The sequence below is a fragment of the Asticcacaulis tiandongensis genome, assembly GCF_006475605.1.
In the GTDB taxonomy this organism is placed as follows: Bacteria; Pseudomonadota; Alphaproteobacteria; order Caulobacterales; family Caulobacteraceae; genus Asticcacaulis; species Asticcacaulis tiandongensis.
This window is the reverse complement of record NZ_SSBC01000019.1, coordinates 266111-292493: the sequence shown is the minus strand read 5'-3', so window position 1 is coordinate 292493 and position 26383 is coordinate 266111. Positions and strand designations below refer to the sequence as shown.

The 26383-nt window shown below is 57.2% G+C and carries 16 protein-coding genes; 1 reads left to right on the top strand and 15 read right to left on the bottom strand.

Annotation, left to right across the window (positions count from 1 at the left end; genetic code table 11):
* The first annotated feature begins 1 nt into the window (after position 1).
* The gene (gene kduI / locus E5201_RS11985; RefSeq protein ID WP_140986460.1) at positions 2–850 is read left to right on the top strand and encodes a 5-dehydro-4-deoxy-D-glucuronate isomerase; all 849 of its coding nucleotides are present in this window, start codon (positions 2–4) and stop codon (positions 848–850) included.
* Between the two features lie 11 nt (positions 851–861).
* Here kduI and E5201_RS11980 read toward each other — a convergent pair whose 3' ends face one another.
* The 15 genes from E5201_RS11980 to E5201_RS11910 all read right to left on the bottom strand — a co-directional run bounded on the left by E5201_RS11980 (position 862) and on the right by E5201_RS11910 (position 25975).
* Positions 862–2112 (bottom strand): hypothetical protein, encoded by a 1251-nt coding sequence (locus tag E5201_RS11980; protein WP_140986332.1) that lies wholly within the window; start codon positions 2110–2112, stop codon positions 862–864.
* A 17-nt stretch (positions 2113–2129) separates the two neighbouring features.
* Positions 2130–2906, bottom strand: a complete 777-nt coding sequence (locus tag E5201_RS11975) for an IclR family transcriptional regulator (protein WP_246050666.1) — start codon at positions 2904–2906, stop codon at positions 2130–2132.
* Between the two features lie 344 nt (positions 2907–3250).
* Entirely contained in the window at positions 3251–4309 is a 1059-nt protein-coding gene (locus tag E5201_RS11970; RefSeq protein ID WP_140986331.1) for a substrate-binding domain-containing protein, read from the bottom strand.
* A 245-nt stretch (positions 4310–4554) separates the two neighbouring features.
* Positions 4555–4767 carry a hypothetical protein gene (locus tag E5201_RS11965; RefSeq protein WP_140986330.1) on the bottom strand — a complete coding sequence of 71 codons (213 nt, stop codon included), beginning with the start codon at positions 4765–4767 and terminating at the stop codon, positions 4555–4557.
* Positions 4768–5083: 316 nt separating this feature from the next.
* Positions 5084–7738 (bottom strand): glycoside hydrolase family 3 C-terminal domain-containing protein, encoded by a 2655-nt coding sequence (locus E5201_RS11960; RefSeq protein ID WP_140986329.1) that lies wholly within the window; start codon positions 7736–7738, stop codon positions 5084–5086.
* 16 nt (positions 7739–7754) lie between these two features.
* Complete coding sequence (locus tag E5201_RS11955) at positions 7755–8918, bottom strand: sialidase family protein (protein WP_246050664.1); 1164 nt, start codon at positions 8916–8918, stop codon at positions 7755–7757.
* A 35-nt stretch (positions 8919–8953) separates the two neighbouring features.
* A complete protein-coding gene (locus tag E5201_RS11950; RefSeq protein WP_140986327.1) occupies positions 8954–10690 on the bottom strand; it encodes a glycoside hydrolase family 43 protein in 1737 nt (578 codons plus the stop codon).
* Positions 10690–11994, bottom strand: a complete 1305-nt coding sequence (gene pelA, locus E5201_RS11945; RefSeq protein ID WP_140986326.1) for a pectate lyase — start codon at positions 11992–11994, stop codon at positions 10690–10692. The genes E5201_RS11950 and pelA overlap by 1 nt, the downstream gene beginning before the upstream one ends.
* A gap of 27 nt (positions 11995–12021) precedes the next feature.
* Positions 12022–12918 (bottom strand): rhamnogalacturonan acetylesterase, encoded by an 897-nt coding sequence (locus E5201_RS11940; protein WP_140986325.1) that lies wholly within the window; start codon positions 12916–12918, stop codon positions 12022–12024.
* On the bottom strand, positions 12915–16010 hold the full coding sequence (locus tag E5201_RS11935; RefSeq protein WP_181404623.1) for a glycoside hydrolase family 2 protein: 3096 nt from the start codon (positions 16008–16010) through the stop codon (positions 12915–12917). Before E5201_RS11935 ends, E5201_RS11940 begins: the two co-directional genes overlap by 4 nt.
* Positions 16003–17001, bottom strand: coding sequence for a pectinesterase family protein (locus tag E5201_RS11930; RefSeq protein ID WP_140986323.1), 999 nt, complete (start codon positions 16999–17001; stop codon positions 16003–16005). Before E5201_RS11930 ends, E5201_RS11935 begins: the two co-directional genes overlap by 8 nt.
* Positions 17001–18653, bottom strand: coding sequence for a family 43 glycosylhydrolase (locus E5201_RS11925; protein WP_140986322.1), 1653 nt, complete (start codon positions 18651–18653; stop codon positions 17001–17003). Before E5201_RS11925 ends, E5201_RS11930 begins: the two co-directional genes overlap by 1 nt.
* A 24-nt stretch (positions 18654–18677) precedes the next feature.
* Positions 18678–19961, bottom strand: coding sequence for a pectate lyase family protein (locus E5201_RS11920; RefSeq protein WP_181404622.1), 1284 nt, complete (start codon positions 19959–19961; stop codon positions 18678–18680).
* Entirely contained in the window at positions 19961–22339 is a 2379-nt protein-coding gene (locus tag E5201_RS11915) for a glycoside hydrolase family 95 protein (RefSeq protein ID WP_246050662.1), read from the bottom strand. Before E5201_RS11915 ends, E5201_RS11920 begins: the two co-directional genes overlap by 1 nt.
* A gap of 204 nt (positions 22340–22543) precedes the next feature.
* The gene (locus E5201_RS11910) at positions 22544–25975 is read right to left on the bottom strand and encodes a TonB-dependent receptor domain-containing protein (protein ID WP_140986321.1); all 3432 of its coding nucleotides are present in this window, start codon (positions 25973–25975) and stop codon (positions 22544–22546) included.
* Positions 25976–26383: the final 408 nt, after the last annotated feature.

The following is a 26383-nucleotide window of genomic DNA, read 5'->3' as shown; positions in this document are numbered from 1 at the left end:
CATGTTCTCACGCACCTTCTACGCGACCCATCCCGACGAGATGGCGCTGGCTGACACTCAGGCCCTGCGCGACCGTTACCTGATCCGCGACCTGTTTGTTGCGGAAACGGCTCAGCTTAACTACCTGCATCAGGAAAGGCTGGTCATCGGAGGCGCGGCACCGGTCACGTCGGCTGTGCACCTGCCGGCACATACCGAACCGGCCTCAATGGTGGGCCAGCCGTTTCTGGCCGCGCGTGAAATGGGCATCGTCAATGTCGGGGAAGGTGCGGGTGAAATCGAAGCTGACGGCGTCACCTATAATATCGATCCACTTGATGCGCTTTATCTGGGTCGCGGCACCTCAGAGGTCATCTTCCGCTCGAAAGACGCGGCCACACCGGCACGCTTTTATCTTGCCTCCACACCTGCCCATTGCGCCTATCCAAACAAGCACATCCTCCTGTCAGGCAGCAATCCGCTGCACAGAGGCGACCAGCTAACCGCCAATCAGCGCACCGTGCATCAGCTTGTTGTGCCACAGGTCTGTGCCTCGGCCCAATTGCTACTCGGCCTTACCATCCTGAAACCGGGCAATGTCTGGAACACCATGCCGCCGCATCTGCATGACCGCCGTTCCGAAGCCTATTACTATTTCCGTCTTGGCCCGTCAGATCGCGTGTTCCACTTCATGGGTCAGCCGCAAAACACCCGCCAGATCGTGGTCGCCAACGAAGAAGCGGTCATCTGCCCGCCCTGGTCGATCCACAGTGGTGTCGGCACCTCAAACTATGCCTTCATCTGGGCCATGGGCGGCGAAAATCTGGATTATGGCGACTTCAACGAACTGGATATCTGCCAGTTGTCCTGATCGGATATGCCTCAGTCGTGGGATGCTTCCCCGTCCGCCCCGATCAGGGTCGGGACTGTGTCCGCCGACGCATCATTCGCAAAGATAAATTTCACCCTGAGCTGACAACCGCTCAGGCCGCGGTCTGACGCCCTGATCTCTGACTGGCGCAGCATGTTTTCGGCGGCCTGCGCAAACTGCGGCAGCGGATGCCCCCATTGGCTACGCACCTTAAGCTCACCCCAGGGGGCGATATCATACACCAGATAGGCCAGGCCTTCGATGCGGTGACGACGCGCGCCACTCGGGTAATCTTCGGGCTTGTAAACAAAGGTCACAACCTGACGTAACGCTTCGGGCGGGCAGGTATCCGATGCCGATGAGTCCGGTATATTGGACGGCACTTCAGGCGCAGATATTATCGGCGCATCGGGTCTGGGCGCAAGGGCTCTGGCCTTATGCAGCTGCCTGAGCTCGTTCCAGCTTTCGGCATCATCGACCGGTAACATACCGGCCTGAATCACATAGCTGATCAGGCATTCTTCGGCGGCGTCACCGGGATAGTAGTTATGCTGCGCCACAGCCTGCGTCACAAGCGCCCTGTTTTCAGGCGTCGCCTGCCCGCCAACGGTTGCGGTTACGTCGACCTTGCCGTGGGCATCTATATTGAAACGCTCAATGATCCACTGCAATTGACCGTCTTTGCGTTGCAACCTGCTTTTGTCCGGATAGACGCGGGTTTTAAGACGCTGACCTGCCGCACGACAGGCATCCGTAGGCAGAGACGGGCGCTTCAGGTTCGACGCATGGGTCCGCAAATGCAAGGCTTCACGACTTAAGACCGCCGCCATTTCCGGCGCGTAATCTGAGCGTATTTTCCAGCGCATCCGGCACCCTTTAAGGGTCTCATTCCGGGGATCTAACGACCATGCCGCCGCCCAGAGCGGAAGATACTGGAAATTGGTCGCCGGATAGGCGCTCGCACCGACCTGAATATTGGTCAGGCGTCCGTTCTTCAGCACATCAAACTGTAAGGCCACCCTGTCGTGTACGGAAACCGGCCGGTTCTGTGGCACGGGCAATAAACCTGCCGGAAACACAAGCTCGGCGGGCCACGACCGCGTACCGTTTTCACAGACTACGCCCTGAGCTTCCGGTTCGAGCGTATAAACCGTCACCTTAACCGGTGAGTTCAGCGGTAGCGGATCTTTGCTGGCATAAACAGGTGCTGAAATCACCGTCAGACTTACACCAATCGCCAGCCCTTTGAATATAGGCCGCATATCCCCCCCTTTGGTAACTACCCCTGGTAACCCAACTCCTGACTGATGGCGTGCGTGACCTCACGCACATAGTCCTTCAGCGTTTCGATACGTTCATCATCCATATATTGCGCCGCACTTGAGATGGAAACCGCTGCAACAATCTTACCGGACAGGTCACGGATCGGTGCCGCCACGCAGCGGACACGGTCCTCGTTTTCGTCCATGTCCATCGCATAGCCCTTGGCGCGATAGGCCTTCATAACCTCAAGCCAGCCCTTGAGATCATAGCGATAGTTAGGAAATTCGCGGGCCTCGCGGTGATAGACTTCGCGCAGTTTGTCCTCGTTTTCATCAAACAACAAAGCCTTGCCCAGTCCCGTCGGACGCAGGAACTGACGCTCGCCAATCACGCAGCGGACTTCAATGCGGCGCGTGCCGGGGATTTTATCAATATAGTGCACCTGATGACCATCAAGCACCCCGAGATTGATCGTATCGCCCGTATCCGCCGCCAGCCGCACCAGATAATCATGCGACACCCGCGTTAAGGTAATCTGCTGCTGGGCGGCATGGCCCAGTTCAAGCAACCGCGTCCCCAGCACATAGCCCTCGCGCTGTGAAAACGACAGGAATCCGCTATCGACCAGCGTCGAAGCCAGACGGTGCACGGTTGATTTATTCAGGCCGAGTGATTTGGAAATTTTCGGCAGGCTGTTATCGCCCTTGGCCACCCGGCCAAGCACCTCAAGGCCGCGCATTAGCGTCAGAGCCGCCGCGCCACCTTTTTCTTTCTCGGCGCTGGCATCCCCCAAATCTTCCTCGTCCTGCAAAATCTTATTATCTTGTGCTTTTCGGGCCAAAGTCAGGCGTCTCCGATACCAGATCCAAGTCCCGCAATCTAAAGCGCAACGGCATATATGGGAAGTCGTTTTGCTCAATTTGTTAGACAAATATAGCCGTACATAGCCTTTTACTTAGAAACCGCTGAGGCACTTTCTTACCTGAGCATTGTTTTGTACATGAAAAACCCCGAAAGCCTCTGCTTTCGGGGTTTTTGCGTGTGACAAGGGCGCACCACTTCCCTTTTCACACAAGACAACCAAAGGCCATTGCCTCTGTTTGTCGTTAAGCGCCGTAACCCGAGGGGGATAAGGTCTCAGGCCACCACGCTTAAATTCTGCTGGCCATTGCTCGTAAGGGCCTGATCCAAAATATCACTACGCATCCAGTCGTCTATGTTCACCGCCTCGGCAATCGCATGCCGGGCCTTGAGCCAGATATTCAGCCGCCTCAGATGCTCCAGACGATAATCCTCAAGTCCCAATGACGCGCCTTGCGCCAGCAGGCTGCCGTAACCGGCTTCGGCATCCGGCACCTCGACCTTACCTTCATGGGCCACATGGTTCAGCGCTTCTTTCGGAAAACTCTGGGCCCAGCCGGAGGCTTCGGTCAAAAGACCCACAAGCCGGGCGACCACGCTTTGATTGGCCTCTAAAAACGGGTAATCGACCGTCAGTGTGCGCAACTCGATCAACCCCTCCAGCGCCGGATCCGAGCGAATATCCTCAGGCGTAAACGCATGAACGATTTTCAGGTTCGCCGCGCGCGCCAGCTCAAGCCCCTTGGCCCCGAACAGCAACCCAGCCTCCGCCTGACCACTTAACACCGCCTCAACTTCACGCCGGGCAATATCCCCAAAAGGCGTCGATGGGTGATCGGCGATAATATTATAAAACTCAATGTCTTTTGCGGCAATGCCTGCCACACCAAGAATGGTTTCCCACGCCCTCAAAGCCCGTACGCGCGCTGGAGAAAAGCTGCCAGCTTCACGCGGCAAGGCAAGGGTTCGCCCCTTCAGATCGCTCAGGCGCGTAATATGGCTGCGGCCCGATGTAACCACCAGCACCGTATGCCAGGTATGGCCAACCGCCAGCAGACGCGACCGCTCATTAAGCCCATGAGACCAAAGTGCCGTGGCGGCATCGCCTTCGCGCACAAGGTTCGGCAGACTGTGATCGATATAGCCCTGTTTCACACTGGGCTGAGACGTCTCCCGCACAGACACCAGATTGATCGGCTCACGCAGAAACGCGCGCTGCAAGGCACCGCGATGAGCCAGAAGGCCCATGGCCGTCAGGGTCGGGCAACGCGCATACCACACAAGCTGCGCAGGCATGCTTGTCGGTACTGTCGTTGAATTCGGCCGGACGGTCATGGGAGTTGACCCTTTTCTGAGGAGGATAGGGATGCACCCGAGAAGGTACGCTTAATTCCTATCATATGGATATTAATTTATCCATGCGTCACCCCGATTTTGGTCTGTGATTTTTTCTCAACTATAAAATGAGGAAATTTAAACCACAGCCCGACTGACCCAATACCTACAGACACACATGGCCAAAGGCGGATGGGCCTTCGCCTATCCGCGCAATATCGATAAATATTGGCCGACCTGAGATATCAGCGATTAGCCGCTACGCCCGCTTCCACCGCAATGGGTTGACTCATGACTCTTGGATCAACCCCGCGCTCAGTATGGGTCAGCATGACAAACAGAACCACCAGAAGCGCCGCCACAAGAGCGATGGTCGGCCATAGCCAGTTACGGCTGGTCGTATCCTCGGTCGGGACGGGGGTATGGGTAAACATTGGATCATTATGTACACTAGGCATGACGATCTCCGGAATTTAGAAGGGACAGTTCCTTACCAAACGAGAGGTGGCTCACCCTGACTGTACACGCACATCCGGCACCACCCAGATGCTGACTGAGGCAGGCACGCGTTACACGCCCCGCTTCCTTTTCCGAAAACAACTGCGTAATCAGCCTGTTAAAATTACCCGAGTCTGCATAAGTTTCATAGAAAGAGCGTAGTTGTTATTATAAAAAAGGCATAAGTTTAATGCAAAAATACACCCTGCATCACATTTGTTGCGTTGCAAAAAATATCTGGACGGCGCTTGGGGTAAATAAACGCCGCCCGTATACTTAATAGGCCGCAATATCCGCAAGCCCTGTAACCTTAAATGAAGCCGCAACCCCGGACGGGGCCTTCAAACCGTCCCGTGATACAGGCTGACCACCTCCAACCCAGATATTCACGGCCCCGGCCTCTACCTGACGCTGACCCTCTGTATCCACAAGACTCATGTCGTGCGCCGTGAGCGTGAACGTAACGACCTGACTTTCGCCGGCTTTCAACCCTATGCGTTTGAAAGCGCGCAACGTACGGATTGGCGCGTCCTTATGGTCGCGTGACACATAGACCTGCACAACCTCATCACCGTCGCGCTGACCGCTATTGGTCACGGTGACACTCATGGTGACCGCATCGCCCGCCTTAACTTCTGTCTGACTGAGTATCGGCTGGCTATAGGTGAAATCCGTATAGCTCAGGCCATGCCCAAACGGATAAAGCGCTTCCCCTCTGAAATAGCGATAGGTGCGCCCGTCCATATTATAGTCCTTGAACGGCGGCAACTGATCCACCGAACGATAAAAGGTCAGCGGCAGCCTTCCGGCGGGGCTATAATCACCGGCAATAAGGCGCGCCACAGCATGACCGCCCTCACCACCCGGATACCAGGCCTCAATAATCGCCGGAATGTGCTGATCGGCCCAGTTAACACTCATGGTACTCCCGTTCATAAGCACCAGAATGACCGGCTTGCCCGTCGCGTGCAGGGCCTCCAGCAGGTTTTGCTGCGGCGCGGGCAAATCAAGACTCGTACGGTCGCCACCGGCAAAGCCCGGCGCACTGACCCGCATCTCCTCCCCCTCAAGCCGCGATGTCAGTCCGGCCGCAAAGACCACCAGATCAGCGTTTTTCGCCGCCTCAAGCGCCTTGTCACCCCCCGCACTCGGGCGGCTCCATTGCAGCTTCTGGTCTTCGCGCACGCCTTTCTGAGCTGCCTCGACACGAATGCTGTAGGTCTTACCTGCCTCAAGCTGCACATCGCTGTCCGAGGTCGGCCAGGCGATATCCCAGACATCGGCAATCAGCTGATCATTAATCCAGATGCGATAGCCGTCATCCCCCGTAAAGCGGAAACGGTGCGCCCCGCTTTCACTGGCCTTAAGATAACCTGACCAGCGGATCGTCGTGTCGCGCTGCTGGCGATCCGGCCAGCCCCAGCGGAAATAGACGTTCTTTTCCGTGCCGACCTTAACGGGAGACCCTTCCAGCCGCAGATTATCAAACTCAGCCTGTTCTATGCCGGTTTGCGCGCAGGCCACATCAACACAAAGCGCCGCATCCGGCACGTCCTCAAGCGGCGGCGCGACCCAGCCCGTACCTTCAACATAGGTAATATCGGCATTAGGATACCGCGCCTTAAGACCATCAACTATGGTCACCGGCTTTGAAGGCGTACCATTGTAATTACCCACCAGCGCATCAACCGAGTGGGCATTCGGCCCGATAACCGCGATGCGTCTCGGATCACCCTCAAGGGGCAAAAGCCCGTCATTCTTAAGCAGCACTATGGCCGATTCCGCCGTCTTCTGCGCCAGTGCCCGATGGTCCGGCGTGTCGTAATCGGCCACAGTAATATGCCCCCACGGGCCTTCGCCTGCTGCCTCATAAAGCCCCAGACGAATACGCGCCTCAAATAGGCGCACCAAGGCTTCATCCAGATCAGCCTCAGGCAACAGACCAGCTTTCACCGCATTAACCGTCGTTACCGGTTGCGCCGTCGCATTGGCCGGAAAATCGCAGATCAGGTCGGTATCGGCCTTAAGCGCCTCAGCCACCGCCTCCTCAGGCGTTTTGACCCACTTGTGCGAGGTCGGCAGATGAAAGTCGGCAATGGCCGCACAGTCCGATACCACATGGCCGGTAAACTTCCATTCCTGCCGCAGAATGTCCTGCATATAGACCGGATTGGCGCAGGCCGGATAACCGTCAATAGCATTATAGGCGCACATCAAAGACTGCGCCTTTGCCTCGGTCACCGCTGCGTAAAAGGCAGGCATATAGGTCTCGACGACATCACGCTTTGACGGATGAATATCATCGAAATGGCGATCAGCTTCGGGGCCACTGTGGACGGCGTAATGTTTGACAGCGGCAATGGTCTTGGGCCGTTCGGGGTCATCACCCTGAAGCCCCTGAATGAAGGCCACACCCATGCGGGTCGTCAGGTGCGGGTCTTCACCCCATGTCTCCTGTCCCCGCCCCCAACGCGGATCGCGAAAGATATTGACGTTAGGCGACCACACGGTCAGCCCCTGATAGCGCTTGGTGCTGCCGTCAGGCGCACGGGCCTTCAGGTTCTTGGCGCGAAATTCGGTAGCGGTAACATCGGCAACCTGATGAATGAGCGGCACATCCCACGTCGCCGCCATCCCGATAGCTTGCGGGAAAACGGTCGCTTCACCGGCGCGTGCTACCCCGTGCAGACCTTCGTTCCACCACTCATAGGCTGGTATGCCTAAACGCGGAATCGCCGCCGCATTATTGTGAATCTGCGACGCCTTTTCCTCCAGCGTCATACGCGCCACCAGATCCGCCGCCCGCGCCCTGGCCGATAAGGACGTATCAAGATAGGCGGCGGGCGCTTCCGCCTGCACAATGGCCGGAGCCAGACCACCGAACACCAGTGTCCCAATGGCCGCCGTCAATTGCAAATGACGTTTTCTCATCTCGTTTCCTGTCCTGTTATTCGGAGTCGCAGCCGCGCTCCGGTTTGGTTTTTAAGGCGCTCAAAGGCACGCGCGTGACCTGCACATCTTCCTTGTTGGTGGCATAGCCGACATAGAGATAATCGCCCCAGATCACCGACTTGGGGTAATGATATCCGGGGCGCTTATACTTGCCCTCAGTACGTAACGGCTGAAGGTCAGCCGCTCCGCGCAGCAGATAGCTGTCAGTAAAGCACCGCCCGTCGCCCACCGTGATGGCCAGAGGCCTACGCACCCGATCGGCATTGGGCGCATTCACCAGATAAGCCCGCCCGTCCGGCAGATTGCCCGCACTTTGTTTGGAGCGCGAATCCGGCATGTTTGTCATAACCGCCTGCGTCCAATTTTCTCCGCCGTCACAGCTTTCGGATGCCAGTTGCCGATAGCTTGAGGCCTGATCGCGGAAGACCATCACCATACAGTCACCGACTTCAAACAGACTCGGCTCCAGTTCACGGCTTACCGGCTGGCCATGCGGGGCCCTGGCATCATGCGGCAAAAGCGGCAACGAACCCTTGACCCAGCCGCTCACCCCCAAAGGGTCATCCGTATAAAAAGGACTAACCACCAGCCCCGGACGCTGATGAAAGGCCGTGACAATGCGCCCGCGCTTAAGCCGGTGCGGGTCCTGTTCTATGATACCGGCCACCGGCGCACCCGTATGATCCGTTACCCGTTGCGGGGCACTCCAGTTCACCCCGTCCGTTGACAGACGATAATCGGTATAGCCGCCGTCGCCGGACTGAAACCCTGTGGGCCAGACATTGATAAAGGCCACCAATGTGTCCCCATCCGTCCACCAGCCACCGCTGGTGTGCATGGCCCCGTTGCGCCCGCGTTCGGCCAGCATAACCGGCGCGCGCCAGTTTTCACCATCCTCACTCTGGCTGAAGGCCACCCATGTGTCGGAGGAATCCTCATCCCGGTAAGAGCTTTGCCACTGGGCATAGAGCCGCCCCTTAAACGGGATCAGAACCACACCGTTGTTGAACCGGTCTTCCGCGGCTTTTGGCGCAAACACCGTGAAGGTCTGCGTACCCTCGTCGGTCTTCAGCCCCAGATCGGGCTGCGACGGGGCAAACACCCCCTCCGCCACCCGATAGGGTGCGGCATGACTTACGGCGGCGCTCAACAGGCTCAAAACACCGATAATCCCTGCCACCCCACGCCAGCGCATTATTTTACGCTGAAATCGTCGAAATCAGCGTGTCCCACCGCCGTAGCGGCAAAGGCCGGTGTGCCCGCGGGGGCCTGCGCAAACAGGCCAAGCTGCGACCCGACCCAACGCCCCGGCTTAACCGTCACTGCCGCCCCCAGAGGCACATAGGTCTTGCCATCAAGGCTATAGCTGAACTGCGCACGGGCGTAGATCGCGCGCGTCATGGACGGCCAGTATCGCGTCGGGTCAGCCGGTGGCGCAATGGTTTCACGGATCGGCGCGACAGATACCTTAAGCCACACCGGCCCCGTATGCACCGGCCCCGATGTAACCTGTTCCGTGCCGTTTTCATTGGCCGTCAGATTGGCGGCCTGAACGACCCGCAAACCCTCCGGCGTGTTTTGCAATCCGACAAAACCATAAGAATAGCCAAACAGGGTAAGCCCCGCCCGCTCACCCACAGCCTTAGGCGCAAAGTCCAACTTCGTCGTCGCCTCAAAGGTCATGCCCGGCAGCTTCTGACTGAAAATATGCCCGCTCTCCCAAAGATTAGACGACGAAGACACCGATTTCAGCCGCAGATGCCCCGTAACCGAAGCGTCGCGCCAGTCATCTGCCGGATTGGCCTGCCATTGCCAGCCCAGATGCGGGCCGCTGGCGAAATCATCATCGACCGGCGGAATAGCAATCGGCTGCGCAGAGCCTGAAGGCTTCTTATGGTGTAACACCGGCTGACCGTAATGGGTGCCTTTCTGAGGCTCCCCAATGACCGGCCACTGCCCCTTGGGCCAGCTTACCGGTTGAAGGTGCACGCGACGCCCATAGGAGTCGGTGTCCTGAAAATGCACGAACCAGTCCTCACCCGAAGGCGTATCAATCCACGCCCCCTGATGCGGGCCATTGACCGGTGTCTGGCCCTGATCGAGCACATTGCGCTCCTCATAGGGGCCTTCGATAGTCCGCGAACGGAACACGCCCTGCCAGCCACCTTTCACGCCACCGGCAGGGGCAAAAATATAATACCAGCCGTCGCGCTTATAAAGCTTCGCGCCCTCGATCACCACCCAGTCCTTGGGGCCATCAGAGGTCTGCACCTTGGGCAAATTATCGCCGTTGATGATGATCTTTTCTTCACCGACAGTTTTCGTGCCATCACCATTGAGCTTTTTCAGCGCAACAACATTGATGATACCTGAACGCGACTTGGCGTAGGAATAGACCAGCCAGCCTTGCCCGTCCTCATCCCAGAACGGTGCCGGATCAATAACACCCTTCGCGCCTTCAACCAGCACCGGCTCAGACCACGGCCCCGCAGGGTCCTTGGCGCTGACGACAAAAATGCCAAAATCCGGATCGGGATAATAGATATGGAACAGGCCATCATGATGCCGGATCGCCGGTGCCCACACCCCGCCGCCGCGCCGCGCCACACTGTGGTGGGCGTCCGGCACATTACGCGAAAGCGCATAGCCAATCAGGGTCCAGTTCACCAGATCCTTTGAATGCAGCACCGGCAGGCCGGGAATATTAGTAAAGGAAGACGCCGTCAGAAAATAGTCGTCCCCCACCCGCACCGCATCGGGATCAGAATAGTCGCCATTAAGGATCGGATTGATATAGGTGCCATCGCCCTGATCCGGCACCCAAATACCAGAGGGCATAACCGGCTCCGCCACAGCCGCCCCCGTCAGCGCCCCAATAGCCGTCAGGGCGCAACATAACCGCACAATCTGCTTCAATACTAACCGCTGCATTAGTGGTCACCGTGCGTTTTTTTCCACGCGTCATAGGCATCAATTATTTTCTGCGGGCTGGTCGAGAACCAGGCATAACCGTTACGCCGCTCAAGGCCGACATCATCTACGCTGTCAAAAACGGATTTGTCGCGCTCGCCAAAGATCGGCTTCAGGGTCTTCGGATCATAGTAACGCGCCCAGATCACCGCACCGTCTTCGGTCACCAGTCGACGCCCCTCGGTTTCGCTGACCCGTCTGAAAACCTTGTCGTGAATCTTCAGATGGTGCAACATCTTCACCCCATCATCGACCGCCTTAACTATTTCCGGCGACGGATCAGGCAGGCTCATCAGATAGCCTAAAACAGCAGCACTTTCCGACGAACTTATGGCCGGTGGCTCATAGTTACGCGCCGAAGCCGGTGTCAGGGTCAGGGCGTCATATTGCTGCGCCCACAGCCCCCCCTTATCACCCACCCGTACCTGAGACACCAGAAGGTTATTCACCCCTTTCGTCTCAGAGTCCGCCGCCTTCTGACGCGTGGCTTCACTAAGGAGGCTGAATTCCCCGACACTGCGCGACACCTCATCCATCAGCGAGATCACCTCGATCATGGCATTGTCATTCAGCGTCACACCGTCATGATAACCGCCCTGAAGCGGCCAGACCTGAGGCCAGCCGCCATTGGGAAATTGTGCGGCAAACAGATAGGTCAATCCCTTTTCGGCAGCCGCAATATAGGGCTTCGCCTCAGCGGCCGGTAACTGCGCCGCCACCTTCATCAGAAAGCGGATTTCAAGCGTCGTTGCCTCATTATCAATCGTACCGGCATAGCTCCATTCCGCATCGCTGCCGGTGTCGAAATCACCCGCTGTCGGCACCCGCACAGACCCGCGCGCCGTAAAGGCCTGTCCTTTCTGACGGGGGGCGGCGTCGCGCGGATGGTTCTTCGTCCAGCCGCCCGCCGGTGTCTGGTAGCTGACGATATGATCGGCAACCTGACGGGCCTCAGAAGACGCGTACCAGTCCGCTGGCCTGTTCAACGGCATGGTTTTTTCGCCATTTCCGGCCTGAGCCGACGCCGGAATCTCGGTCAGTCCCTTGCGCTCTGCCGCCAGAACCGCGCGGTCGGCCTGTTTCTGGGCTTCGGAACGTGCCAGATAATCCCGCCAGTCCTGCTGATCCGGCGTCAGGCGCTCCGCCGTCAGCGGTGGAAACGGCACATTCTGCCCGATCACCGCCCCTTGTCCGCTTACCGGCAACCACATAAGACCGATGGCCGCCGTTAAACACAGATGACGCTTGAGAGTATGTCCGGGCATTGTTTCTGTTCCTGTTTATTGGTTTTCTTAAGGTATAAGGTCTTTTCGCAGTTCGGGCACAACCTTCGCCAGTTCGCGTGTCACAATTGCGGCAAAGAAATCCGCACCTTCACGACCAAGATGGGTATAGTCAAAACTGAGTCTTGCCTGACCCATAGGCTCCGTCGTAGCGCGGATTTGCGCCTCTGTCACCGGTGTCATAGCTGGCACAGGTACCACACCGGTCGAGCCTGGAATAGTATTGCCGGTTTTGCCTGCTTCACGCACCTGATCTGACGGCGGTTTTTGCGCAAACCGCATGGCCGCGACCGCCCCCATGTCCTGCACGGCCTCCTGCGAACGCGCATAGAGATCAACCAGCGGCACATCCATTTCCGCCGCAACCTTGCGCGTGGCTTCGGCCCACAGACCCAGATCGTTTTCCACCACACCGTTTTTGAAACCCCGCCGCGTCAGCGGTGTCACCAGAACCGGCACCGCACCGGCGGCGCGTACCTCTTCAACATAACGCCTCAGATTTTGCGGAAATTCGGTTTCCAGATCGGTTGACCGGCCGGGCTTGCCCGGCTGATCATTATGGCCAAACTGAATCAGCACATAGGTTTCACTAAACCCGCCCGATTTCATCTCGGCCAGAGCAATATCCCATGACCCTTCGGCGCGATAATTAAAGGTCGAACGCCCCCCGCGCGCCAGATTCACGCACGCCACAAACGAGGTTAAATGCTGCGCACAAAAACTCGGCCCCCAGCCACCAATAACCGCCGTGGTCGAATCGCCTACCAGAACGATTTTCTTCGCCGTGATCTTCTTTACCTCTGCCCGCGCCGCATAGTCTTCGGCGGTCAGAGTAGTGGCCGGAGTTTGCGCAAAAACCGGCGTCGCCGCCAACAACATAAGCGATGCTAAAATGAATACCCTCATGCCTGCACCATCCAGTTGATTGCATTGATCAGGAAACGGGTTTGCAACGGCGCCACCATGTCCGGCAGACGTTGAAACACCACCTTCATCCCGTTCTTTTGCGCCGTAAAGGTCGCCGCACCATTATGCCGGTCATGGTCACGACTATAGGCCGCCACCACCTCAAGACCTGAACCGTCAATGATCAGCCCGTTCGACGGCTCACCTTCAACCTGATGCCAGACCGAGGTCGCCTGATCGGCAGGGATACCGTCAAACAGGGCATGGGCCCTGAGATAGTTCCAGTTGCCCATCCACGGTGCCCGCAGATTACCGACACGCCCCTGATAGCTGAACAGGCCGAGACCTTCGAGTTGCTTGGCCACACCCTCAGCCAGACCGTCTTCGGGCACATAGGCCAGAAGCGGCGTCCCGCCCTGCACGGCCTTAAGCACATCGGCAGGCAGTTCCCCAAGCACCAGAACCGGTTTTTCATCCTTTTTCGGCTGAGCTTCGTGACCGGTTTTTTCAGCAATGTCACGGCGTTCGATCTCATCGGCCTTAAGACCTGACGCGATCACAGCATCATATTTGACACCGGCTCTGAAGTCTTCAAACGCCACACCACTGATCCCCGTAAGCTGGGCGCGGAAGGATTTCGAAACGCCCGACAACCCGACCTTGAGGCGACGCGGGAAGTACGGTTTCACATCCACCACCCACAGTTCACGTTCAAAGACCGGATGCCCCTTAAGCTCAAGGCGCACCTTGTTGATGCCCCCCTGCGTCAGCACCGGCGTTTTTACATTTTCCGCCAGCAGATAGCTGAACACATCGTCCTTAAAGGCCGGTGCCGGATAGGTGGCGATGTCCGTGACCTTCCCATCCGGTGTCACCAGACTGAGCTTCAGTTCACCCGGAACCGCCGCATTGGTGTCATTGAGCAGATAGATATCCAGTTCCGCCACCTCACCCGCCGCATAGACCAGACGCCGCTGCTTGGCGACCGGACGCACGGGCTGAAGACTGACGCGGATCAGGTCAGGATTGGCCTTGAAATAGCGCAGGTTATCGACAATCCCAGAATGGTTTTCGATAGCCGTCGTTTCCCAGCCGGAGATTGCCGCAATATCCACCTCATTACCGATGCGGATATTTTCCATATAGTTCTGCCAGCCGTCATAGACCTTACGACCCACCGACAGAAACAGACTTTCGGTCGTCGGGAACGCCTTGCGGAACCCCCACTTATCCAGATAAGCCGAGGTGTTTTCGATGATGATCTTGTGATCCTCAAGGTCATAGGACTTTCCGCCGTTGGCCAGAATATCGGCCACCATTTTCACGTGGTTGTCGGCGACCGCACAGCCCTGCATCTCGCCGAACTCGACAATATAGGGCTTGCCGGTCTGACGGTGCACATAGTCATCGCGGTTGACGTAAAAACGGTCATACCACTGATCACCCGCCGCCTGATGCTCAACCCACCAGCCGCCCCATTCCTCGACATCCGAACGGAAGTAATGGTCATTATAGGCCAGATACATGGCCTGCGCTGCGCCGCGCTTCACAAAGCCATCATTGAGGATGACCGTGCGTGACGGATCAGTGTCGTGGATGGCCTTCAGCACGCGCTGCACATCGGGATTTTGCAGATTGGCCCCGATCTCGTTTTGCAGCGTATAGTGCGCCAGTGATGGATGCGAGCGGAAGGTTCGGGCCATGGCCACGCATTTCTCAAACATGAAGTCGCGGCTGAAACGGTCGGCCTCATTTAAGGACTCACCCTCTTTCAGATCACGGCCAATGGCATGACGTCCGCCACCGGGCTCCATCACCCGCATCAGGCCCATCTCGTCCTGCGCCGTAAAGACATCGTGTTTACCGATATTACGGTGGGCATGCAGCGCATTGAGCCCCAAGGCTTGCGCCGCCTCAACCTCGCGCCGCGCCAGAGCGGGCGTCGGCCACATGCCATTATAGGCCCAATAGCCCCAGGAAATCGCCGAATAGAGCTTGATACGCTTACCATTGAGCCTGAGCATGGCGTCCGTGCCGACCCCATCAACCACAAACCAGCGGAAGCCGAACCGCACATTGCTTTGTGACGCTTCCTTACCCGCCTTATAGGCAAAATCGATGCGATAGAGGTGACGGTTTTCCAGATCCCACAGCTTTGCTTCCGGCGCATGCAGATCAAACACCAGCGTCGCCAGAGTTCCTTCGACCTTGCTGTCCTTAAGACTAATCTGCGCGGCAAGCGGTTTGCCATGATCATCCGTTAAGCTGACGCTGGCCGCAGCCTTAAGCGCCGCCGCTGTCGCGGGCTTAGCCAGACGCACCTGCATATGGGCGGTGACTTTTCGCGGATCAGGCGTGTTGAGCACCCACGCGTCTTCGATGTGCGCCGCCAGCGGATGCACGCTCAGCGACATACCGCGATCAAGCCCACCAAACCCGTGCGAGGCAAACAGCTTCAGCTTGCCCCACATCATGGTCGTGGAATCGCGCCAGTCATAGCGCCCGCCCGGATTGGTAATGCGGATCGCCAGACGGTTTGGCCCGCCTGCATTCATCGCTGCCGTCAGGTCGCAATCAATCGGCAGTTCCGACATGATCGAATAGCCGACCAGCTTCTCATTCAGAAACACTTCGGCCCGCAGCCGTGCGCCGCGAATGTGCAAGAATACGCGCTTACCCTTGGCCGAGGCCGGAATATCGATAGTGCGATACCACCAGGACACCCCGCGATAGGCCCCGTTTTGCGGCACATCATCATCTTCGGCATAGCGATATTCATCCGCCCCATAGGGCCTCAGACCGAACCGGCCCCAGAAATATTGCTCAACCGTGGCAGGCAGCGTCACCGTCACTTCGGGCCGCAAAGCGCCCCAGCCACCGGTCGGCGGATTAATGGGCAACGATTTCAGATCCACCTGCGACGGCAGATAGATCACGTCATCCTTGAAGGCTGCCTGTTCATCAATCCACAGATTCCACCCCTCATCGGGAATATCAAGTGTTGCGGTTTTTGACTGCGCCTGTGCGCCCGCCGACAAAGCCACGCCCGCACCGGCCACGCCCAAAAAGCCACGGCGATTGAGATTAACCATTGGCGGCTCCGATCCAGCTATTGTCTTTGAAAATAACCTCGCGCCGCCACTGCGCGGCTTGCGCATCCGTCAGGGCTTTGGCCCAGAACACCCGCATATCCATATTGCCGCCAGCCCCCGTTGAGCCATATTCGGCAAAATGCGCCGTGGCATAGGTCTCGGTCTTGCCCGGCGTCCATTCGCGCCAGCCTTCGGGATGCAGCCCTTCGCCAATCTCGGTATTAAGGAAAATAACCTGCGCATAGGGCCGCCAAGCGCGCCCGAAATAGACATTGCCCGAACCGGCCTCAATGGTGATGCGGCAATGGTCAAACACATAGGCCGAGGTCTCGGTGTCTGCCGTGCGACTATGGGCCGTAATGAACGCCGTCCCACGTTTCAGAACATGCAGATGACAGCGGTCGAACAAAGCCAGCGCATTGCCGAAAATGTAATCGACATGGCCTTCGATATAGCAGTGATCATAATACTGGCGGCTCGGATTATTGCGGTCTTTCGACGCCGCATAGAGCGTATCCTGCCCCCCCAGAAGACTGACGTTACGCAACACTGCCCGATCTGCCGTCAGATACAAGGCGACCGCCTGAGACGGATCAGCATGGTAATCATAGTCATTGGAAATCGTCAGATTCTCCGCCCGAAACCCATCACCCGTGACCGTGAATGACGAAGACTTGCCTGTGCCACCGGCCATTTTGGCGCTGTCACCCCAGACAATGATTACATCCCCGGGACACTCGCCCTTGCCCACCAGATGCACATCGCGCTTGGCGAGTTGCAGCTTCTCGCGATAGGTGCCTGCGGCAATTTCAACTGTGCCACCGGTGTCAGGAAGGGCCGCAAAAGCCGCCTCCAGAGTCTTGTGATCCTGCGGCACACGCACCACCGGACGGTTGCCGGACAAGTTCTGTGCCCAAAGGGATGGACTAAGCGCCGACAGGCCCATGCCTGCCAGACCACCCAAAATCAGTCTGCGTGATATAGTGTCCATCACAATGCCTTGTACTTGAAGTTTTTAAAGCGCACCTCGCCCTTACCCGCCGCATAGAAGCCGGGCTTGAGCATATGGAAGCCGCCACGCACATTGTGGTGATAACCTGACACCTCCATGCCGCGATCAAAGCGCTTCCAGTTCACCCCGTCATTTGAGGTGAAATAACTGACAATGTGCCGGTCATTGCGCACACGCATGTGCAGGCGTTTGCCGTGCGGATTGGCCGGACGGCCGCGCTCAATGCCATACTGATGCGTAATAAAGTTTTTCGCGTTAAAGCCCAGACCGCAGTAAAGCTGCCGGTCGTACCACAGCAAAAGCCCGGCCCATGCGCCATCATCAATCTCGATTTCGCACTCGAATTCATAGGCCTGATCACCGGTCACACAGACCAGCGGCGACGAGGAACTTGGCGCCTCACCCGTGGCCTTAAGGTGCAGCACGCCGTTCTCGCGGCGAATGCGCGACGCCTCATCCGGTTTCGGTGCAAAGAAGTTCCACTGGACACCATAACGGTCTTCACGGAAATCATCCGACAAGGCATAGCCATGCGCCGGTTCATGACCATGCGCCTTACCGCCCGCAGGCTTTTTGATCGGTTGCGACAGGTCGCCGCCGCCAAATTCAAACCAGCCATCATTCGTCCAGGTCACCGGTGCCAGAAGCGTCTGCCGCCCCAGCGTCCAGAAGCCATTTTCATAGCCATGATACACGCTCCACCAATCACCGGCTGGCCCCTCAACCAGCGTCGCATGACCGCGCGACCACCACTTTTCACTTAAAGATTCCGTGCGCACCAGCGGGTTTTTCGGGTGATGTTCCCACGGCCCGTTGATCGATTTCGACCGCGCCGCAATGACCATATGTCCGGTCGGCGGCCCCGCCGTCCCCCCCACGGCGGTGATCAGATAATAATAGTCGCCATGACGGGTAATCTTCGGCCCCTCCGGTGAGAAACCTTCAACGTCCCAGTCATCAGGATATCGCCACGGATCATAGACATGCTCAACCGCACCTACGGTGCTCAGGCCGTCATCCGACAAGCGGATACGATCTCCGCCCGACAGGAACAGCCAGCGTGACCCATCCTCGCCGACCGCATGGCCCGGATCGATATGGCGCGTCAGATTGAGATCAATCGGCTCCGACCACGGCCCCATGATGTTGTCTGCCCAGATCACCCATGAGGTCGTCTTGCTGTCCGGTGCGTCTGTCTTCTTGGTCGGAATATAGAGATAGAACCGCCCCTTGTGTTTGGTCAGTTCCGGTGCCCAGACGGCACCGATATTTTTCGTCAGACTGGCCGTCAGCGGCCGCCAGTTGACCAGATCCCTTGAGTGCCAGATGACCAGCCCCGGATAGGCCTCAAAGGTCGAAAAGGTCATGTAATAGTCTTCGCCATCCTTAAGGATGGTCGGATCAGGATGATCCCCCGCCACCAGCGGATTGAGGAAATAGCCGTTCCCCAGATCAGGCTTGCGCTGCCCTTCCACGCCTTTCGCCCACTCCGGAGCTACCACGGCTTTACAATCATTCTGTGCGGCCTGTGCGGTGCTGGCACCGCCGAACATCAAGGCCCCAAGACTTAAGGATTTCAGGGCATCACGCCGGTTAGCAGCCGGTTTATTACGGGGGGGTCTCTCTGACATGGCATTTCCTCTTATTTTAATTTTTTATAGCAGGGACGACGGCGCAAATTTTCGTCGCCTTGGGGCATAGGCCGGATAACCTCCGGCCTCGGATTCATTGTGAATGATGCGGCCCGCACCGGTTTTGGCCTGCGCAACAATGCGGGCATCAATCGGATCACGCGCCCATGGCCGCGCCCCGCAATCCCGATACACAAAGGCTTCGGTGTTCGCGCCCGACCGCAGACCGATCTCCTGCGGCCACATCTGTTCGCGCGGCATCGCCTTAATGAACCCCTTAGGCACATATGGCACCGCCGCCGGATGCCCATCAGGCCGCGCCTGATAATAGCCGATCACCGGCGCGTCACGTCCGTCCTGATAGGTCGCAATATTGTCGTGCGCATGCAGCCTCAGATCACCCGCCCCGCCAAACAACAGCATCGGCAAACCGGCCTTTGTATCCGGCCCGCAACGCATCACATTGCCGCGCAGGATCATCCGGCCTTCCAGCCGGTCACGCCCCGCCCACTGATCCTCGACCAGCGTATATTGCGCACAGGCCGTGCCCGGATTGACGAAGACATTGTTGATCACCGCGCAATGCCCGCCGCCCTTCACAAGCGGATGACGTTCGTTGTTGTGCGCATAGAGATTGCCGTAGATCAGCACGCCGGTCACATTGTCGTGCACCAGCGACCCCATCGAATGCGGCCCCTTGGCGTGGCTGGCATCGTGCAGCGACTGTGCAATCAGATTATGTGAAAATGTGATCCGGTGTGAGGTGTTCCGCCGCCAGTCGTCAGGCCCGTCACCGTTAAAGCGCGGCCCCGACGCCGAAAGCGCTTCATCAATAGCCCAGGTCAGGCTGCAATGATCGACAATAATATCCCGTCCCGCCGTAATAGACAGGCCATCCGGTTCAAAGCCGCTGCCCTTCGCCATGCCTGCTGTCCCCGGCCGAATGGCCAGATGCCGTACAATGACGTCATGGGTCGATATCTGGACCCCGCCTTTTATCAGCGTGATACCCGGATCGGGTGCCGTCTCACCGGCCACTGTCAGATAAGGCTCGGTGACTTTCAGGGTCTGCTTCCCAAGGTCGATAACGCCGCCAACCTCAAAAACCACAATGCGCGGCCCTTTGGCCTCAAGTGCGTTTTTCAGCGACCCTTCACCGTCCGGCGCAAGCGTCGTCACGCGCAGGATGCGACCACCCGCCCCGCCCCGCGTAGCGGTATAGCCCGCCTGCCCCGCAGCCGATAACTGCGCAGGCATCAGACCCAGTCCCGCTAAACCGGCCAGTACGCCACGCCGGTACACACCCATTACGCCCTCACCAGTCCATATCCGTCAAAATCATAGGTCGCCGTCTGCCCGGCCTTGAGTTTGACCTCAAGCACCTGCTGACCAAACACCAGACGCACAGGTTCGCCCAAGCGGCTGGTCAGCACAACCTGTTTCGGCTTGCCCTCCTGCCATTTCAGGTCAACGGCGAAACCGCCACGGGCCTGTAACCCCCTGATCTCGCCTGACGGCCATGCCGACGGCAGGGCGGGCAGGATGATGATCTGGTTATTATAGGACTGCATCAGCATCTCGACCATACCGGACGTACCGCCGAAATTGCCATCGATCTGGAACGGCGGATGGGCGTCAAACATGTTTGGATAGGTGCGATCCGGCCCCAGAAGCAGCCTGAGGATCGAATGGGTACGATCCCCTTCGCCCAGCCGCGCCCACAGATTGATCCGCCAGGCAATCGCCCAGCCGGTCGAGTGGTCACCGCGCATCTCAAGCGATTTGCGCGCCGCTGCCGCCAGATCAGGCGTATCACGCACATTGATCTGGCTTGACGGATAAAGCCCATAGAGATGCGAGACGTGACGATGGTGCATATCCACCGCCGTCAGGTCCCAGTCGTCCTGCCACTCCTGAAGCTGACCGGCCTTACCGATTTTATTCGGCACAAGCTGCGCCCGCAAAGCGGCCATTTCCTTGCGCAGCGGCGCATCAAGCTTAAGAATTTCCGCAGCCCTGATAGTGTTATCAAACAGGTCACGGATGATCTGCATATCCATGGTCGGCCCCGCACAGATTGAGGTGCCGAACTGGTGACGGTTTTCCGGTGAGATCGACGGTGCCGTGACCATGTAGCCGCTGTTGGGGTCCTTCACCAGTGTATCGACAAAGAACAGCGACGCACCCTTAAGGATCGGATAGATGTTCTTCAGATAGGCCTTGTCACGCCCGTAATCATAGCGATCCCACAGATGCAGACACAGCCATGCGCCCCCCGTTGGCCATGTGCCATAGAAGGCGGAATCGATAGGGGCCGTCGCCCGCCACAGGTCGGTGTTGTGGTGCGTCACCCAGCCGCGCGCGCCATACATGGTTTTAGCCGTTTCCGCGCCGGTCACCGATATATCCCTGACCATTTCAATCAGAGGCTCCACCATTTCCGGCAGATTGGTTGGCTCGGCGGGCCAGTAATTCATCTCGGTATTGATATTGATCGTATATTTGCCACCCCAAGGCGCACTTGGCCGGTCGTTCCATATCCCCTGAAGATTGGCCGGTTGCGTGCCGGGCCTTGAACAGCAGATCAGCAGATACCGCCCGAACTGAAAATAAAGCATGGCCAGCGCCGGATCATCCTGCGTCTGGGATTTGGCGATCCGCTCATTGGTCGGCAGATCGGCAAATTTCGTGCGACCAAAATCGACACTGACACGATTGAACAGCACCTGATGCGCCGCGATATGATCTGTCAGCATCTGCCCATAAGGGCGTGTCACCGCCGCCGCGATCTGCGCCTTTGTAATGGCCGTCGGATCACCGCTGACATCTCTGAAATTGACATAGTTGGTTGCCGCCGCCGCGTAGATAAGCACCTCATCGGCCGCGCTCACCACAATCTCATCCGTGCCCGTACTTTGCTGACCACCTCTGGCCACCACGCGCACACGGTTTTCATAACGCAGCGCGCCTTCCTGACCGGCATGGGGGCTGTTACGACCGGACAGGACGATGTCCTGCGGCCCTTCGACCGAAACCGTAGCATTCATCGGGGTTTCAAACCCTAGCTGAAAGCTGATGCGACCCGGCTTATCCGCCGTCAGACGCGTCACCATCACCTGATCAATCGGCGACACAAAGGTCTCACGTTTATAATTCACACCGTCGCGGCGATAGGTCACCGTCGACACCGCCCGCGTCAGATCAAGCTCACGCCGATAGTCGCTGGCATTGGAGGAAGCCGAAAAAATCAGGCTGATTTCGCCCACGGTCTGATAGGAGACCTGACGGATGGGCGTACCCATCATCTTCGCCTGCACCAGCTCCTGCGCCTCAAGATATTTTCCGTCAAAAATCAGCTTACGCACTTCGGGTAAGGCCGCCCGCGCATCGGGATTAGCCGGCTGATAGGGCGCACCGGCATAGAGTGTGTCTTCGCTGATCTGCAACCGCTCCCGCGCCACGCCGCCATACACCATGACCCCCAGACGCCCGTTGCCCAGCGGCAGGGCTTCGGTCCATTCGTTGGCCGCTGCCTTGTACCACAGGCTCAGATCACCGGCCTGAGCCTGTGTGCGCGGCAAAATTTCATCGGCCTGAGCTTGCGCCAGTACATGAGGAGGGATTGCGGTGGCGCCCATCAGGGCGGCCATAAACCCAAGACCGGTCCGGCGTGTAATATCAGGCATAGATAACTCCACAAAAAAAAAGCGGGGTCATAGTTCCCTATGACACCCGCCTGAGGTGCCAGCAACTGTGTGATGAGATAGGATCACAACAACGGGGAGCTGGTCTGAGAGACGGCTGACACAGGGAAGTACGTGTCAGCCGAATTGAAAATATTTCGCGAACCCTGTCACCCCCAATTGTGAGCAACAGGGTTGCAGATCGCCTTAGTACTTATAGCGCAGGCCGACCTTGAAGTTCCGGCCACCGGCGCTGTAGGTGCTGACCACCGGATTATCATAGGCGTAACGCTCTGAGGCCTGATCGGTAAGGTTCTGGGCTTCAAAGGTGATGGCGATGCGCTTGGTTGGCTGATAGCGCATGGCCATATCGACGTTCACCGTTTCCTTGGAACCGCCCATTTCCCTGATCAGAGGTCCGTCACAGGGCGAGCCATTGGCCTGAAGCCCCGGATCACAGTTTCCGGAGGTCAGAGGATAGGTGGTGAAATAGGCGTCACGTTGTGACGTCGAGATACGGGCATTGAACTTTTCGGTTTCATAATAGACCGTGAAGTTAATCGCATTAGGCGACGCCCCAAGCCACGGCCCGTCACCATAGACCGCAGGCTTGGTTGCCGTACCCGGATCAAGAATATAGGTCAGGTTCGATTCAATATGCGTGGCGTTGAACTGAACCCCCAGATTCTTGAAATACCAGGGCAGGAACGTCAGATCCTGCTGATAGCTGAACTCCCAGCCTTCAAGTGTGCCGCCTGGTGCATCACGATACTGACGCGCCAGAACCGGATAGTCGGAGTCGACATATTCGCGCTGCGCATCACCGCTGGCGTTCAGGCCAAATTGCGCCTTGAGCGTTTCGCGGGACTCCGCATCAAGGAACTCAGACAATGGTGCTTCATACAGAACCGTCTGCGGATAGGATTCGATGTCCTTCTTGAAGACAGCGAAGCTGAGCAGCGCACCCGGTGCGAAATACCATTCGGCGCTCATATCATAGGCGGTACCACGGAATGGCGACAGCTTGGGGTTACCCAAATTGATCGTCCCGCCCGTCGTATTGCCGTTTGACGGAATGCTGACACCGGTAATGGCTGGCGACAGGTTACCGAGCATCGGACGCGACATAACCTTTGAGGCACCGAAGCGCAGATAGACATCGTCCATCACTTCCCACGCGAGGTTGAATGAAGGCAGTGTGTCGTCATACTTGTTGGAGCCGTAGATAGGCCGCCCGTCATTGGTTTCACCCACCGAACTCAGATCGGTCTTAACGTAACGCACCCCAATATTACCGAACATATTGCGGCCCATGACGTCATAGTTGAAGTTCAACTGACCATAGCCACCGTTCGTCTTTTCCGTCACGCCAAAGGTCGTCGTGCGGTTCCGTTTACGGGTGATAGTGAAATCACCGTATTCGTTGATGCAGTTACAGGTAAAGCCAAACACCGCATCAAAGGCTTCGATGCTTGGGGCAAAGAACGAGGTCGTGGTGCCACCGGGCACATCCAGACCGTCCCCGAAGTTAATCACGCGGCCCAGTGACGCGGTTGTGACACCGGCCTCAAGCTCGGTCGGATTGATGGCATCGTTCTGACGTTCGAACTGGTTGGTCGAGAAGTCAAACTGACGCCCGACCACACCGAACTTGAAGGTCAGATTGTCCGTAAGATCATAGCTGAAATCAGCCTTGGCACCCTTATATTCATTAATCGTCTCACGCGTATAGTTACGCATGGCCGAGAAGCCCTTGACGATACCCCACTTGGTGGGATCAGCCGCATCGAAACCGGCATTCATCACAGGCATAGAACCGCCGCCGCGTTCGTCAAATACGAAAACGCCCTGCTCGTCCATATTATTGAACTCAACCAGCAGACCCGTCATGAAGTTGGTCGATTCCGACAGCCCCGCCGAGAAGGTCCCCGAGAACCGGTCGCTGAAACGATGCGTCAGCTCTACCGAAGCCTGAGCGAATTCGGTCGTATAGGCCCCGCGGTCAGCCCCGGACCGCCAGTCAACATTCTGAAGTTCCAGATATTCGGCATTGCCACCATTAACCTCAGCCGCCAGCACCTTGGTCGCTGGACGCCCGATCAGCGAGTCACGGAATGCCAGATTACCCGCTCCCGCATATGTGCCATACCCGACTGACGCCGGATTCGTATAATAGGGCGAAGCCGCATTGGTATAATAGTCGTAGGTATCGAGGTTTTTCGGATTAAAGCTGTAACCAAAACCCGGTGCCAATGCGCCGCCGTAATAGGACTGACCACAATCAATAGCGGCCACGAGAGCCGTCTCGGCTCGCGCCGTACACAGGTTCGGATAAAGGCCGCGACGCTGGGCTTCGGAGAGACCATTGTCAATAGGGTTAGGATTCGGATTGGCTGCGGTTGGCAGGCTTATACCGTGGTTAAAGAGCGCATTCGTATTGTTACGGTTCAGCCCCACTGGCGACAGCTGATAATTGGTCGATTCACTCTCAAACTTCGAATAGAGGCCATCGATCGTAAAGCGCGTATTGGCCGAAAGCTGCATCTGGAAGGACGAGGTCACCCCCAAACGTTTGGTGGTCGTATCCTTTTGTTCAATGGATGGCAGGGCGGGAAAACGTACCTGTGAATCATTACATCCCGGTGAAGTCGGCGTAAGCGTGTCCGGATCTGCCGCCTCGGCAGCCGCACAATTCGGATATAACTTGGCATAGGCCTCGGGATTGGAACCCGTCATGGCCGCATATGCGGTCGGGTTAAACTCGAACGGATCATAATATTGATCGGTCGTCCCCGGAACACGAACCCGGAAATCCGTTCCCGTGGGTGCCGCAAAACCCGCACGTCCGGGAAGCTCATCTCCCGCCCAGGTCGAACCGCGATAGGTATAGTCAGACGCTCCGACACCCCGACGATACTGGTCATCCTCTGAGTTACGCTCGGCGTAGGCGACCGACATCAGAAAGCCAAGACGACCATCGGCCCAGCGCTTCGAGAACAGACCGGCCATACGCGGATTATGCGTCTTGCCGTTGACATAATAAGAGTCCTCGACCGAGAAGGCAAAGGCGTCTTCCTTATAGTCGAACGGACGTCCGGCAATCAGGTCAACCGTAGCCCCAAGCGACCCTTCATCGGTTTCCGCCGAAGCGGTCTTGCGCACGCGAATAGAATTAAACAGTTCCGACGCAAAGGCGTTAAAGTCAAAGGCCCGCGAACGGTTAGGGCTTGAACCCGCATCATTGGAACCGCCGGTCGACAGGGCTTCCATATTGTTGATACGCACGCGGGTGAAATCACCCCCCAGACCGCGCACACTGATCTGGCGACCTTCGCCATTGTCACGGTCGATAGAAATCCCCGGAATACGCTGCAAGGATTCCGCAAGGTTGGAATCCGGCATGTCGGCAATATCTTCGGCGTTGATGGCGTCCATCATCACATCGGCATTACGCTTTAAGGTAATGGCGCTCTGAAGCGATGCCCGATAGCCCGTCACCACAACCGTAGTGACATCCCCGTCTGCGGCCGCTTCCTGCGCCGTAGCGGCCAGCGGAAACGCTGCCATGGCGGCGGTGACAGAAATCCCGGCCAGCAATGCACCACGCATGGTGCGCCCGCGCCCACGTAAACTGCTCATGTCTTTTTCATCCCTGTTATTTGAAAACGGTCAGGCCGTTTCTTTTTTAATAGTGCACTCATCGGAGGAAACCGGTGTCATTACAGATAACAACAATTTCCCCCAAGAAGCAAATTTGTTACCGCTAACTTTTTCACATATCAAGTATCTTTTTAAAAAATGATAATTATTAAATGTTTTTAACCTTATTTGTTGCCCGCAAACAACATTATTAGATTTGAAAAATATTCAATTAATCATGAAAATGCCAAATCATTCTCAATAATACATGAGAACAATTTAGACATATGTAATTATTTACTTAAAAAGCAACAACGCTCGCTGGCAAACGCATACGCCTCCAGCCTTATGAACTCTGATTATCCAGACGTTCACCCGCCGCATTCCCGACACATATTTTTGGATTTT